The sequence below is a fragment of the Arenivirga flava genome (genome assembly GCF_030161575.1).
GTDB lineage: Bacteria > Actinomycetota > Actinomycetes > Actinomycetales > Microbacteriaceae > Arenivirga > Arenivirga flava.
Genome location: NZ_BSUL01000002.1, coordinates 46856 through 60090, shown reverse-complemented (window position 1 = coordinate 60090; position 13235 = coordinate 46856). Strand labels below are relative to the sequence as shown.

Sequence of the window (13235 nt, the reverse complement as noted above, 5' to 3'; positions counted from 1 at the left end):
CGCGCGCACCGCGAGATCGTCGCCGAGCTCGCGCGCGCGAACGCCGCCGATCCGGGCGCGCAGCACGTCTTCGACGACGGCCCCGAGATGGGCTGGCAGCTCGCCGCCGCCGACATCGCGGTCTGCGACATCTCGGCGATGGTCTACGACCGCCTCGCCACCGGCAAGCCGATCATGGTGACCCGGCCCGCGCATCCGGAGGCCAGCGTCGACGAGTCGGGCTACCTCGGTGCCGCCGAGTGGCTCACGGTCGAGGGCGCAGCGGATGCGGTGGCCGAGCTCGATCGTGTGATCGGCAGCAGCGACGCGCAGGAGCGCCTGCAGCACTGGGTGCACCGGCACTTCGGCGACACGGCCCCCGGCGCCGCCACCGCGCGGTTCCACGCGGCGATCGAGCGTCTCCTGGAAGCCTGGGATCGTCATGCCCGCCTGCACGATGCCACGGACGTGCCGACCGCGTCGGACCCGTCGTCGCAGCATCCGCTCCGTCAGGCCGGCTGAGTCGGGCTCACGCCGGCCGAGCTAGGACCGCTCCCGCTTGCGGCGGCCGGGGAGGAGCGCCCTGCGAGGCGCGAGGTCGCGCTGCTTCCGCTCCTTCGTCTCGATCGCGAGCGCGTCGGGGAACACGTCGGCAGGCGGGCCGAACGCCGTGCGCGAGGCCGCGATCACGCGCCGGCCCAGGATGAGGTTGCCGCTGCCGCCGATCGCCGCGCCGATGCCGAACGGCACGAGCCGGCCGATCGCGCCGGCACCGGTGTTGGCCGCGAAGCGTCGCAGGAAGGCGTTGCGCAGCTGATCGCCGATCGGCCCGAACGCCGTGCGCGGCAGCCTCTGCGCCAGGGTGCTGCCCCAGTAGCCGCTCATGCCGACGCCGCTGCCGGTGGCCTGCGCGGTGAGGTGCTTCACCAGCTCGACGCCCGGTCCGCCCATGATCATCGTCATGACGAGCGCGCGGGCCCGTGTCGGATCCTCCAGCGCGATGCCGTGCAGCTCGGTGATGGACTGGGCGTAGAGCGCACTCGCCTCGAGGAAGCCGGCCGTCTCGACGCCGGTGAGGGCGAGCGCGGCGCCGGTGCCGAGCCCGGGCACGGCGGCGCTCGCGCCGACCGCCGCTCCGCCCGTGGTGACGGCGGCGAGGTAGCGGCGCTCGAGGATGCGCGCGATCTCGGCAGGGCTCGCATCCGGCTTGGCGCGACGGATGCTGCGCAGGTGGGCGAGCACGGCCGGCCGGTGCACGCTGAGCAGCTTGTCGACCCAGCCGCCGAGGCGCTCGGCCATCGGGTCCTGCGGCGGGCGCAGGTCGAAGTCCGGCATGTCGTGCGGTTGCGGTCCGCCGGATGCGATCGGCGGCACGATCGGGCGGATCGGCTCCTGGGGCTGGGACATGCTCCTCCTGGTTCGGGTGATGCACACGCTACGAGGACGGGATGCATGACAGATGTCACACGTCCGCATGCCGCCTGACACTGGCCTGAGCGCACCTCAGGAAGCCAAGCTGGAGATCACTCAGAGGAGGGGAGCGCCGCATGGCGAGACGAGGATCACCCATCGAGGTCAGGAACCTCACCAAGCAGTACGGGAGCGCGCGGGCCGTCGACGACCTGAGCTTCACGGTCGAGCCGGGCCGGGTCACCGGCTTCCTCGGCCCGAACGGCGCGGGCAAGACCACGACGCTGCGCAGCCTGCTGGGGCTCATCCGCCCCACCTCCGGCTCCGCGACGATCGGCGGCAAGCGCTACGCGGAGCTCGACAGCCCGCTCACCACGGTCGGCGCCGCCCTCGAGGCGAACAGCTTCCACCCCTCGCGCAGCGGTCGCGGGCACCTCGCCATCCAGGCGAAGGCCGCGGGCGTACCAGCGGCCCGCGTGGACGAGGTGCTGCTGCGCGTCGGCCTCGCCGAGGCCGGCTCGCGCAAGGTCGGCGGCTACAGCCTCGGCATGCGCCAGCGCCTCGGCCTCGCCGGAGCACTGCTCGGCGACCCGTCGGTGCTCGTGCTCGACGAGCCGATCAACGGGCTCGACCCGGAGGGCATCCGCTGGATGCGCTCGTTCCTCAAGGTGCTCGCCGAGGAGGGGCGCACGGTGCTGATCAGCTCGCACCTGCTCAGCGAGGTGCAGCAGACGGTCGACGAGCTCGTCATCATCGCGAAGGGCCGGCTCGCCTACCAGGGCGACCTGGCCGGCCTCGCCGGCGAGACCACCGTCACGGTCGACGCCCCGCGCCGGGCCGAGCTGCAGGCGGCGCTCGCGCCGCACGCCGCGGTGCAGCCGCTGCCGAACGGTCTCGTCGTCACTGGCCTCGACGCCGAGCAGGTCGGCGCGCACGCCTTCGCCGCGGGCATCCCGCTGAGCGCTCTGAGCACGACCGCGAGCGGGCTCGAGGACGTCTTCCTGAACCTCGTGACCGGCGAGCATACGACCACCGCGATGGAAGGAGCGGGGCGATGACCCTCATCCGCTCGATCAGCGCCGAGAGCGCGAAGCTCTTCGGCCTCAAGACCTGGTGGATCCTGCTGCTCGTCATGGTGGCGTACGTGGGCGCCTTCGCGGCCGGCATGGCCGCGATCTTCGGTGGTCTGCTCGGCGGCGATCAGCCGATCGAGGGCATCGCGGTCGCCGAGCTCGTCTACAGCCTGGGCAGCACGATCGCCTACGCCTTCCCGGTGCTCGTCGGCGCCTTCATCGTCACAGCGGAGTTCCGTCACGGCACCCTCACGCCCACCTTCCTCGCCACGCCGTCCCGTGCGGTCGTGCTCTCGGGCAAGGTCGTCGTCGCGGCGATCGTCGGCGCGGTCTTCGGCCTCGGCATCGTGCTCGCCTCGGTGGTGCCGGGTGCCGCGGTGCTCGGGGCGACGGGCGCCGAGACCGGGCTGGACGACCCCGACGTGTGGCTGATCATGGCGCGCACCGTGCTCGCCATGGCGATCTGGGCGGTGCTCGGCCTGGGGCTCGGCTCGGTGTTCCGCAACCAGGTGGTCGTCATCGTGATCGTGCTCGCGTTCACGCAGTTCCTCGAGCCCACCCTGCGCGTCGCGCTCGGCTTCACCGACCTCAACGCGAGCGTCGGGCAGTTCCTGCCGGGCGCCGCGGGCGACGCGCTCGTCGGGGGCAGCTCCTTCAACGCCATGATGGGCGGCGGGGGCGACCAGCTCGACTGGTGGCAGGGCGGGCTGGTGCTCGGCGGCATGGCCGCGGTGCTCGTGCTCATCGGGGCGCTGACCACCTGGCGACGCGACGTCGACTGACGGTCCTGGCGTGCATCCGCTCGACTGACGACGCGCGCGGATGCACGGGACGGGGCGGATCGCGCACGGCGCGTCCGCCCCGTCCGCCGTTCCCGGGCCGACCTCCTCGGAACTGGGATAGGTTAGGAGTTCCTAACCTCTCGCAGTCCTGGAGCCCCCATGCGCCCCCACCGCCTCCGTCACTCCGCGCCCGTCCTCGCGACGGCCCTGCTCGGCGGCGCGCTGCTCCTGCCCGCGTCGACCGTCGCTGCGGCGATGGAGGCGCCGACCGAGGGCTGCACCGTCGCCGACGCGAGCATCACCTGGGGCTTCAAGGAGTCGTTCCGCTCCTACATCTCCGGCTCGATCGCCAAGGGCACCTGGGAGGTGCTCGACGGCGCGACCTACGAGACGCCGTCCTTCGGCTTCAGCGGAGGCACGGGCACGGCGGACGCGGAGGCCGGCACGGGCTCGATCGCGTTCGGCGGTGCCATCCGCTTCACCGGGCACGGCGGCCTGCTCGACACGACCGTCGCCAACCCCACGATCGAGCTGACCGGACCGGATGCGGGCCGCCTGCTGCTCGATCTGCGCAGCGTGCCGATGGAGGCCGCGATGGCCGGGCAGACCGACGCCGAGACGCTGATCCAGGTGCCCTTCGCCGATCTCGACCTCTCCGGCGCGACGATCGTGCAGGACGGCGGGACGCTGACCATCGGCGGCGACGCCGTACCCGCCGCGATCACCGCCGAGGGCTTCGAGGCGTTCGGCAGCTACGAGGCCGGCACGGCGCTCGACCCGCTGACCTTCAGTGCGACGGGCACGTGCGCGGTTCCGACCGCCGCCGAGGCGACCGAGCCGTTGCCGGCCGCGTCGGAGGGGCCGGCGCTGGCGGCCGGTGACGACGACGTGCCGTCGCCCGGGCTCATCATCGCCATCGTCGGCGGCCTGATCGCCCTCGCCGGCGGAGTGACCGCGGCCATCGTCGCCGGCCGCAGGAAGTCCGGGGCGGCGTGATGCGGCGCACGGCGGGCATCCCCCTCGGGATCCTCGCGATCGTCGCGCTGGCCGCCTGCGCCGGCCCGTCCGGCAGCGGGCCGCTCGAGGCCGTCGCCGAGCAGCCGCGGGTGCCGCTCAGCGAGCTCGCTACCCTCGACGATCCCGGGGCGTACGTGGGGGAGTCGACCGCTCTCGTCGCCGACGCCGCCATCGAGCCGGTGCTCGACGACCCGCGGCCCGAGCTGCCGGTGACGATCGCCTCGCACGACCTGGCGGGCGATGTGGAGGTCACCGTCGACGACGCCTCGCGCATCATCGCCATGGATCTCTCCGGGTCGCTCGCCGCGACCGTCTGGGGCCTCGGCCTCGGCGGCTCCCTGGTCGGCCGCGACGTCTCGACGACCTTCCCCGGCAGCGAGGACCTGCCGGTGGTCACCTCCGGTGGGCACAGCGTCAACGCCGAATCGGTGCTCGGGTTGGACCCTTCCGTCGTGATCACCGACGGCAGCATCGGGCCGAACGACGTGGTGCTGCAGCTGCGCGATGCCGGCGTGCCGGTGGTCTTCGTCGACACCGCGACGTCGTACGAGGGCGCCGAGCAGCAGGCCCGCGAGGTCGCCGCGGCGCTGGGCGTGCCGGAGGCGGGGGAGCTGCTCGCCGAGCGCATCCGCTCCGACATCGCGGACGCCGTGCGGCAGATCGCGGCGATCGCTCCGCAGGACGAGTCCGAACGGCTGCGCATGGCGTTCCTCTACCTGCGCGGCTCGGCGGGCGTCTACTACCTCTTCGGCGAGGAGTCCGGAGCGGATGAGCTCATCACCGCGCTCGGCGGCATCGACGCGGCGGGCGAGATCGGCTGGACCGGCATGATACCGGCAACGGACGAGGCGTTCACCGAGCTGGACCCGGACCTCATCCTCGTCATGACCGACGGCCTCGAGTCGGTCGGCGGCGTCGACGGCCTGCTGGCCGAGAAGCCAGCGATCGCCCTGACCGCCGCAGGGGAGCACCGCCGCTTCGTCGACATGGCCGACGGCCAGGTGCTCTCCTTCGGCCCGCGCTCGGCCGAGGTGCTCGACGCGCTCGCCCGCGCGATCTACGCGCCCGAGGCCTGAGCCTTCCTCCGTTACCGTTCCGTGATCGGCGGATGCCCATGCGTCCTTAAGGTAAGGCTAAGCTCAGTGAGGCTGCCCTCACTTCCGGGCGCCGACCCGACTCACAGCACCAGGAGGTCTTGTCGTGCACAGAACCAGGAGGGCGCCCGGACGGCGCACCCTCTCGAGCATCGCGATCGGAGCGCTGCTCGCGAGCGCGGCGGCCTTGGGCGTCGCGGCCCCGGCGAATGCGGCCGCAGCCGTGCCCACGCTGACGCTCTCCCAGGCGACGGGCCTCGACCCCGCAGGTCAGACGATCACGGTCACGGGGACGAATTTCGATCCGAACCAGGCGATCTACCTCGTCGAGTGCCCCGACGTGCCTCTGGCGCAGGTCTCCTTCGCGATGGCGTTCAGCTGCCAGTCGACCGCCAAGCGCGTCGTGCCGATCGACGATCCGTCGCCTTCCCCCACGGTCGTCCGTTTCGCCGCCGACGGCTCGTTCACCACCGAGCTCACCGTGCAGCCTCGGGCGAACGGCACCGCGGTCTTCACCCTCGCCGACCACACCGGCATGGATGTTCGCACGCAGGACGCCAAGGCGTCCGTCACCTTCGCCGAGCCGATCCCCCTGCCCTCGCTCGAGCTGTCGAAGTCCGCTGACCTCGACCCGGCCGGCGAGACGGTGAGGGTGACGGGGAGGCACTACGACCCGAACCAGGCCATGTACCTCATCGTGTGCGATGAGGCGCCGGTCGACGAGATCGATTTCAGGTTCGCCCAGTCCTGCACGGCTGGCGCCAAGCGCATCGTGCCGATGGACGACCTCACCGCCTCGCCGACGGCCGTCCGCTTCGCGGATGACGGCTCGTTCAGCACAGAACTGCACATCACGCCCAGGAGCGGCTCGACTGCCGTCTACACCCTGGCCGACCACACGGGCATGGACGTCCGCACACAGGACGTCAAAGTTCCAGTGAGCTTCGCCACGGTCGTCTCACCCGAGCCTGAGCCTGAGCCCGAGCCCGAGCCCGAGCCCGCGCCTGAGCCCGCTGCACCGGCAGTGACCGTGGCCCCGGGCACGGCACTCGACCCGAACGTCGCCAACACCCTCACGATCTCCGGCACCGGGTTCACCGGTCCGGGTGCCGCGAACGGCGCCTACGTCGTCTTCGGTGCGAAGACGCAGTGGGCTCCCGGGACCAAGCCCGGCCAGAACGCTTGGATCGCGCAGACTCACGTTCCGAAGGGCTCGATCGCCGATGGCGCCTTCACGACGACGCTCACCATCCCTCGCGGTGAGCTCGAGCCGGGCACCGAGTACCAGGTCGGCACGTTCGCCGCGCACGGTCTGTCGCAGTCCGACCGCACCCTCGACACGTCGACGACCATCACCGTGCAGGACGTCGCCGTGAAGCCCGCGATCAACCTCAGCGTCGACACCGTTCTGCAGGGCGGCGAGCTCACCGTGCGCGGCGCCGGCCTCGCTGCCGGCAAGACCGCCGTCGTCACGGTCAACTCCGACCCCTACGAGCTCGGCCGCACCACGGTCGGCAGCGACGGACGCTTCTCGGTCACGGGCGCCCTGCCCGCGGACTTCGCGACCGGCGAGCACACCGTGACGGTGTCGGTGGACGGCGTCGAGCTCGCCTCCGCTCCGCTCACGGTCGCCGCGGCGATCCTGCCCGCGGCCGTCGAGGCGCCGCCCGCAGAGACCTGCACGGCCCGTGCCGTCCGCGGCGCGAGCATCTCGTGGAACGTCAAGGAGAGCTTCCGCAGCTACGTCCAAGGTGGCACCGCGAAGGGTTCGTACTCGATCAACTGGGGCGGCGGCAACGGCGCGTTCAACACCGAGGACGACCGCGGTCGCGTCGCCTACAGCGGCTCGGCCACCTTCTCCGGTCACAGCGGCGCGCTCGACATGACCCTGTCGAACCCGCGCATCCAGGTGGCGAGCGCCACCAGCGCCTCGCTCATCCTCGACGTGCGCTCGGCCGGGCTCGGCTCCAACCCGGGTGTGGATGCGAGCGGCGTCGTCTTCGCGACCCTGCGCCTGCCCGCGGCGACCGAGTCCGCGGACCGCATCAGCTGGAGCGGCGCCTCGGCGACGCTCACGGCCGCCGGAGCCGAGGCCTTCGCCGACTTCTACGACGCCGGCGAGGCCCTCGACCCCGTGTCGTTCAGCTTCCCGCTGGGCGCCGAGGTGGAGTGCGACGCCACCACCAGCACGACGCTCGCCAGCACCGGTTCCGAGCAGGGCGCTCAGACGCTCTGGATCGGCCTCGGTCTGCTGGTGCTCGGCGCGGGTGTCTTCGCCCTCCGCCGCCGCACCGCCGGCGTCTGACCCCGGTGCCGGGCCGCGACGCGCGGCCGGCACCGCACGAGCCCCGTCCCGCATCCCGCGGGGCGGGGCTCCGTCGTCCCGCGGTGACGGCCGAGCGGATGCGGGACCACGCAGGCCGCATCCGCTCGGTGCGATGGGGAGGGGCGCCTACGCCTGGTCGGCGTTGTAGCGCTCCACGACCTCGTCGATCGGGCCGTCGAGCAGCAGGCGGCCGCCCTCGAGGTAGAGGCCGCGGGTGCAGAAGCGGCGCAGGTCGCGCTCGGAGTGCGAGACGAAGAACAGCGTGCGCCCCTCCGAGAGCATCTCCTCGATGCGGGCGTAGCACTTCTCCCGGAAGCCCTTGTCGCCGACCGCCAGCACCTCGTCGACGAGCAGCACGGGCTCCTCGACGCGCGACATGACCGAGAACGCGATGCGCACCTTCATGCCGCTCGAGAGGTGCTTGTAGGGGTGTCGACGAAGTCGCCGACGCCGGCGAAGTCGATGATCTCGGCGAAGGCGTCGTCGATCTCGGCCTTCGACATGCCGTGCAGTCCCGCGGTCAGGTACACGTTGTCGCGCACGCTCAGGTCATCGACGAAGCCTCCGGTGATCTCGATCAGCGGAGCGACGCCGCCGTTCACGCGCACGCTCCCCTCATCCGGAAGCTGCACCTCGGCGACGAGCTTCAGCAGCGTCGACTTGCCCTGGCCGTTGCGGCCGACGACGCCGATCGCCTCACCGGCGCGCACCGTGAAGCTGACGTCGCGCAGCGCCCAGAACTCGTCGGGCCGCTTGCGGCGCAGGTTGCCGGAGAGCAGGTCCTTGAAGCTGCGACGTCCGCGACGGTTGCGGCGGTAGCTGATGCCCAGGCCCTCGACCTCGATCATCGGGTGCCCCTCGGTGACCGCGGCCATCACAGCTCCTTCAGCACGGCGCGCTCGCACCGCTTGAACACGAGCAGGCCGATGCCCAGGATCGCGAGGCTCATCGCGGCGCCGATGCCGATCGTGAGCCACTCGAGCTCCTGCGGGAAGAACGCCGAGCGGTAGAGCGCGAAGATGCCGGCGAGCGGATTGAAGGACGCGAGCAGATGCAGCGACTGCGGCAGCAACGCGAAGCTGTAGACGATCGGCGTCGCGTAGAACATGAAGCGCATGATGAGCTTCACGGCCCGCTCGAGGTCGCGGAAGAACACGACGATCGGTGCGACGATCAGGCCGAGACCGACGATGAGCGCGGCCTGCAGGATGATCGCCGGGATCCAGAGCAGCGCGGTCCAGTGCAGCGTGAGGTCCGACTCCGCGTCGAAGAGCGCGAAGGCGAGAGCGAAGCCCGCGAGCACCGGGATCGAGAGCAGGAACTCGATGCCCTTCGACGCCACGACGCGCAGCACCCAGATGCTGCGCGGCAGCTTCGTGGAGCGCACGAGCTTGGCGTCCTTGAGGAAGGCCCGCGTCGACTCGTTGATCGACGTGCTGAACCACATCCACGGCAGCAGGCCGCAGAGCAGGAACACGATGTACGGGTCCTCGCCGACGTCGCGCTTGATGACCACCGTGAAGACGAACCAGTAGATCGCCGACATCATCAGCGGATCGAGGATCGACCAGAGGTAGCCGAGCACGGAGGTCGTGTAGCGCACCCGCAGGTCGCGCTGCGTCAGCAGCCAGAGCGAGTGCCGGTACCGCGCGAACGGGCTGCGCGCGGCGCGCGCAGTTGGTGCGGCGGTCATCCGCTCATCATATTGGGCGCGCCGGAGTGAGCGGGCCCGCGCACGACGAAGGGCGACCGGATGCTCGAAGCATCCGGTCGCCCTCCGGTCGCGCGCCGCAGCGGCGCGTCATGACGCTCAGACGAAGAGGTTCGCCCGCTCCAGGTCCTCGGCGAAGTCGACCTCGACCGCGTACAGGTCGGAGATGTCGACCGGCTCGATGCGCACGCCGTCCTGCTCGATGGCGAGCTCGAGGCCGCGCTCGAAGTAGTCCTGGTCGCCGACGCGGGCCAGCTGGCGCACGAGGGCCGCCTTCTGGTGCGAGGCGATGTAGTTGATGCCCACGGCCTCGCCCAGACCGCCCTTGACGGTCTTCGACAGCTCCTTGATGAAGCCCTCGGCGTCGGTCGTGTACTTGACCTCCTCGTCGCTCACCTTGGCGGTGTTGACGGTCACGAAGGACTGGTCGCGGGCGACGAGCTTGGCCGCGCGGCGCAGCGCCTCGGGGTCGAAGACGACGTCGCCGTTCATCCAGAGCGTGCCGCCACTGCCGCCGGCGCGCAGCGCGCGCAGCAGGCTCTTCGACGTGTTCGTCTGGTCGTACTCCTCGTTGTAGACGAAGTCGGCGTCGGGGAACGCCTCGACGATGTGCTCGAGCTTGTAGCCGACCACGATGGTGACCTTGGCGTCCGCGCCGAAGGCGGCGTGGATGTTGTCGAACTGCTGCTGCATGATGGTGCGGCCGTCGCTGAGCTCGGTCAGCGGCTTCGGCAGCGAACGGCCGAGGCGGCTGCCCATCCCGGCGGCGAGGATGACGATCTGCGTGCTCACGTGGAGTACCTCCCTGATACGTCGTGAATGCGGGAGGGACATGGCGGCGTCGTTCGCTCGCCATTCACCCGCAGGTGGCTTGCTAGACACGACGACGTGCCTCCTCGATCATGACAGAGCGCCTGCGATTCCGCGGTGAAGCGCTTGCTCTGTGGCCAATTCGTGACCCGCGCTCCAACCTCCCGGCGGCGTCCTCGGCCGTTGGTACGGTGGTGCGGTGGAGTCGAAGAATACCCCCGAACTGGGCACGGATGCCGAGTTTCCTGTGAACGCGCAGGAACCGGTTGCGGAGACCTCCGGCAGCGACCCCGAACCCTCCTCGGAGGAGTCGGCTCCCGCGAAGCCCGCGCGGGCGCCGCGCAAGCCCGTCGCGCGCAAGCCGACGACGAAGCCGGCCGGGGCGGCCGCGACGGACGCGCCGGTCGATGAGACCGAGCTGCCGGGAGCCGCTGCGGCCGCGACGAAGCCCTCGACCGCCGCGCGCAAGCCCGCCGCGGCGAAGGCGACGGCCGGGACGACCGGTGCCAAGCGACCCGCCGCGCGCAAGACGGCTGCCGCGAAGACGACCGCGGGAGCGAAGACGCCTGCGGAGACGCCTGCAGCCGCGAAGAAGCCCGCCGCCGCGAAGAAGCCCGCCGCACGCAAGCCCGCTGCCCGCAAGCAGCCCGCGCCGCCGCCGGCGCCGCCGAAGCCCGTGGTGCTGCAGGTCAGCGGTCTCGAGAAGCGATTCGGCCAGAAGGTCGCCGTCGCCGGGATCGACCTCGAGGTGCGCGAGGGCTCCATCTACGGCGTGGTCGGCCCCAACGGCGCAGGCAAGACGACGACGCTCTCGATGGCCACGGGACTGCTCCGTCCTGATGCGGGCGCCGTGACCGTCCACGGCGCCGACGTCTGGGGCGACCCCGAGAAGGCCAAGCGCAACATGGGCGTGCTGCCCGACCGGCTGCGGCTCTTCGACCGCCTCACCGGTGCGCAGCTGCTGCACTACTCCGGCGTGCTGCGCGGGCTCGACGTCGCCGAGGTGCGCCGGCGCAGCGCCGACCTCGTCGCAGCCTTCGGCCTCGAGGAGGCGACGGGCCGGCTCGTCACCGACTACTCCGCCGGCATGACCAAGAAGATCGCCCTGGCGTGCGCGATGATCCACTCGCCGCGCCTGCTCGTCCTCGACGAGCCCTTCGAGTCGGTCGACCCGGTCTCGGCGGCGAACGTCACCGAGATCCTGCAGCGGTACGTGGCCAGCGGCGGCACGGTGGTGCTGTCGAGCCACAGCATGGACCTCATCCAGCGCGTCTGCGACACGGTCGCGGTGGTCGTCGACGGCCACATCCTGGCCTCCGGGCCGGTCGACGAGGTGCGCGCGGGCGCGACCCTCGAGGAGCGCTTCGTCGAACTGGCGGGCGGACGCAAGGCAGCGGAGGGCATGGAGTGGTTGCACACCTTCTCCGACTGAGGCTCAGCCTCTTCGCGAACAACTTCAAGCGGTCCCCGTGGCAGGTCGTCGGCCTGGTCGTCGGCCTGCTCTACGGCGGCATCATGGCGGTCGTGCTGCTCGGCGGTCTCATCGCGCTGCGCTTCGCGCCGCTCGACATCGCCCGGCCCGCGGTGGTGCTCGGCGGTGCGCTCGTGCTGATCGGCGCGCTCGTCGTGCCGCTGCTGATGGGCAGCGACGACGACCTCGATCCGCGTCGCTTCGCGCTCTTCGGCATCCCGCTCGACCGGCTGGTGCGCGGGCTGTTCCTCGCCGGGCTGGTCGCGATCCCGTCCGTCGTGCTGGCGCTGGCCGGGATCGCGCAGATCGTCACCTGGAGCCGCGATCCGCTCGCCCTGGCGCTCGCCATCCCGGTCGCGGCGCTCGTGCCGCTCGCCTGGGTGCTGGGTGCGCGGCTCACGACGAGCATCGCCTCGCTCTTCCTCTCCACCCGCCGCGCCCGCGAGTGGACCGGCATCATCGCACTGCTGCTCGTCCTGATGGTCTCGCCCGTGTTCGTGCTGCTCGGCCAGGTCGACTGGTCGGAGGACGGCGCGGATGTGGTGAGCCTGCTCGCATCCATCGCCGGGTGGACGCCGTTCGGCGCGGTCTGGGCGGCTCCCGCCGACGCTGCCGCGGGACTCGTCGGGCCGGCGCTGCTGAAGCTGCTGATCGGCCTCGCGTACGTGGCGCTGCTCTGGTTCGGCTGGCGCGCGATGGTGGCTCGGATGCTCTCGGCCCCGGACCACGAGGGGGCGGCGAAGGAGTACTCGGGCCTCGGCTGGTTCGATCGCATGCCCGGCACCCCGACCGGGGTCATCGCCGCGCGCAGCTTCGTCTACTGGCTGCGCGACCCGCGCTACCGGGCCTCCCTGCTGGTGCTGCCGATCGTGCCGATCGTGATGATCGTGCCGCTGGCCGTGTCGGGCGTGTCCACGGAGGTGCTCGCGCTCATCCCGGTGCCGATGATCGCGCTGTTCCTCGGCTGGAGCCTGCACGACGATGTCGCCTTCGACAGCACCGCGTTCTGGATGCACGTGGCCTCCAACGTGACCGGTCGCGCCGATCGCTTCGGTCGCCTCGTGCCCGCCCTGACGATCGGCCTGCCGGTCGTGCTCCTCGGTTCGGTCGTGAGCGCTTGGGTGCACGGCGACTGGTCGGTGCTCGGCTCGATCCTGGGCGTGAGCCTGTTCACGCTGCTGTGGGGTCTGGGGCTGTCGAGCGTCATGTCGGCGGCGTTCCCGTACCCGGTGGTGCGCCCCGGCGACAACCCGTTCACGCAGCCGCAGTCCGGCGGCGGACTGACGGCGCTGCTGCAGTCGCTCACGTTCCTCGGCACCCTCGTGGCCGCGGTGCCGGTCATCGTGCTCGCCGCGCTCGGACTGTTCCTCGACCCCGGCTGGCACGTGGCGGCGCTCATCGTCGGCGCGGTGCTCGGCGGCGCGTCCCTCGTCGGCGGCGTGGTCTGGGGAGCGCGCATCTTCGAGCGCCGCGCGCCCGAGCTGCTCGCGTTCACGATCAAGCACGACTGACCTGTCGTTTGCGCCGCCGTCCCCGCCGTGCGCGGGCGCCGAGGCTTATCA

At 71.6% G+C, this 13235-nt stretch carries 10 protein-coding genes and 2 pseudogenes; 8 read left to right on the top strand and 4 right to left on the bottom strand.

Going from position 1 to position 13235, the window contains the following annotated elements; translation table 11 throughout:
* Positions 1 to 501: pseudogene (locus QQK26_RS16055) on the top strand (hypothetical protein); the annotation flags it as partial.
* Positions 502 to 522: 21 nt separating this feature from the next.
* On the opposite strand, the gene QQK26_RS16050 reads toward QQK26_RS16055, so the two are convergent.
* The gene (locus tag QQK26_RS16050; protein WP_348520055.1) at positions 523 to 1386 is read right to left on the bottom strand and encodes a hypothetical protein; all 864 of its coding nucleotides are present in this window, start codon (positions 1384 to 1386) and stop codon (positions 523 to 525) included.
* A 140-nt stretch (positions 1387 to 1526) separates the two neighbouring features.
* Between QQK26_RS16050 and QQK26_RS16045 the strand changes: the two genes are divergently transcribed.
* The 5 genes from QQK26_RS16045 (at position 1527) to QQK26_RS16025 (ending at position 7660) form a co-directional block, all read left to right on the top strand.
* Complete coding sequence (locus tag QQK26_RS16045) at positions 1527 to 2447, top strand: ABC transporter ATP-binding protein (protein WP_284228799.1); 921 nt, start codon at positions 1527 to 1529, stop codon at positions 2445 to 2447.
* Entirely contained in the window at positions 2444 to 3244 is an 801-nt protein-coding gene (locus QQK26_RS16040) for an ABC transporter permease (protein WP_284228801.1), read from the top strand. The genes QQK26_RS16045 and QQK26_RS16040 overlap by 4 nt, the downstream gene beginning before the upstream one ends.
* Before the next feature lie 159 nt (positions 3245 to 3403).
* Complete coding sequence (locus QQK26_RS16035) at positions 3404 to 4240, top strand: HtaA domain-containing protein (protein ID WP_284228803.1); 837 nt, start codon at positions 3404 to 3406, stop codon at positions 4238 to 4240.
* The gene (locus QQK26_RS16030) at positions 4240 to 5337 is read left to right on the top strand and encodes a heme/hemin ABC transporter substrate-binding protein (RefSeq protein WP_284234356.1); all 1098 of its coding nucleotides are present in this window, start codon (positions 4240 to 4242) and stop codon (positions 5335 to 5337) included. The genes QQK26_RS16035 and QQK26_RS16030 overlap by 1 nt, the downstream gene beginning before the upstream one ends.
* Positions 5338 to 5461: 124 nt before the next feature.
* Complete coding sequence (locus tag QQK26_RS16025; protein ID WP_284228805.1) at positions 5462 to 7660, top strand: HtaA domain-containing protein; 2199 nt, start codon at positions 5462 to 5464, stop codon at positions 7658 to 7660.
* Between the two features lie 147 nt (positions 7661 to 7807).
* Here the strand turns inward: QQK26_RS16025 and QQK26_RS16020 are convergent.
* The 3 genes and pseudogenes from QQK26_RS16020 to QQK26_RS16010 form a co-directional block, all read right to left on the bottom strand.
* Positions 7808 to 8556 (bottom strand): annotated as a pseudogene (locus tag QQK26_RS16020) (ABC transporter ATP-binding protein).
* Positions 8556 to 9374, bottom strand: coding sequence for an ABC transporter permease (locus tag QQK26_RS16015; RefSeq protein ID WP_284228807.1), 819 nt, complete (start codon positions 9372 to 9374; stop codon positions 8556 to 8558). Before QQK26_RS16015 ends, QQK26_RS16020 begins: the two are co-directional and overlap by 1 nt.
* Before the next feature lie 117 nt (positions 9375 to 9491).
* A complete protein-coding gene (locus QQK26_RS16010; protein ID WP_284228809.1) occupies positions 9492 to 10184 on the bottom strand; it encodes a phosphocholine cytidylyltransferase family protein in 693 nt (230 codons plus the stop codon).
* A 697-nt stretch (positions 10185 to 10881) separates the two neighbouring features.
* Here QQK26_RS16010 and QQK26_RS16005 point away from each other — a divergent pair.
* Together QQK26_RS16005 and QQK26_RS16000 are read left to right on the top strand one after the other, a co-directional pair.
* A complete protein-coding gene (locus QQK26_RS16005) occupies positions 10882 to 11634 on the top strand; it encodes an ABC transporter ATP-binding protein (RefSeq protein WP_431308021.1) in 753 nt (250 codons plus the stop codon).
* Positions 11610 to 13184, top strand: coding sequence for a hypothetical protein (locus QQK26_RS16000; RefSeq protein WP_284228811.1), 1575 nt, complete (start codon positions 11610 to 11612; stop codon positions 13182 to 13184). The genes QQK26_RS16005 and QQK26_RS16000 overlap by 25 nt, the downstream gene beginning before the upstream one ends.
* The last annotated feature ends 51 nt before the right edge of the window (positions 13185 to 13235 follow it).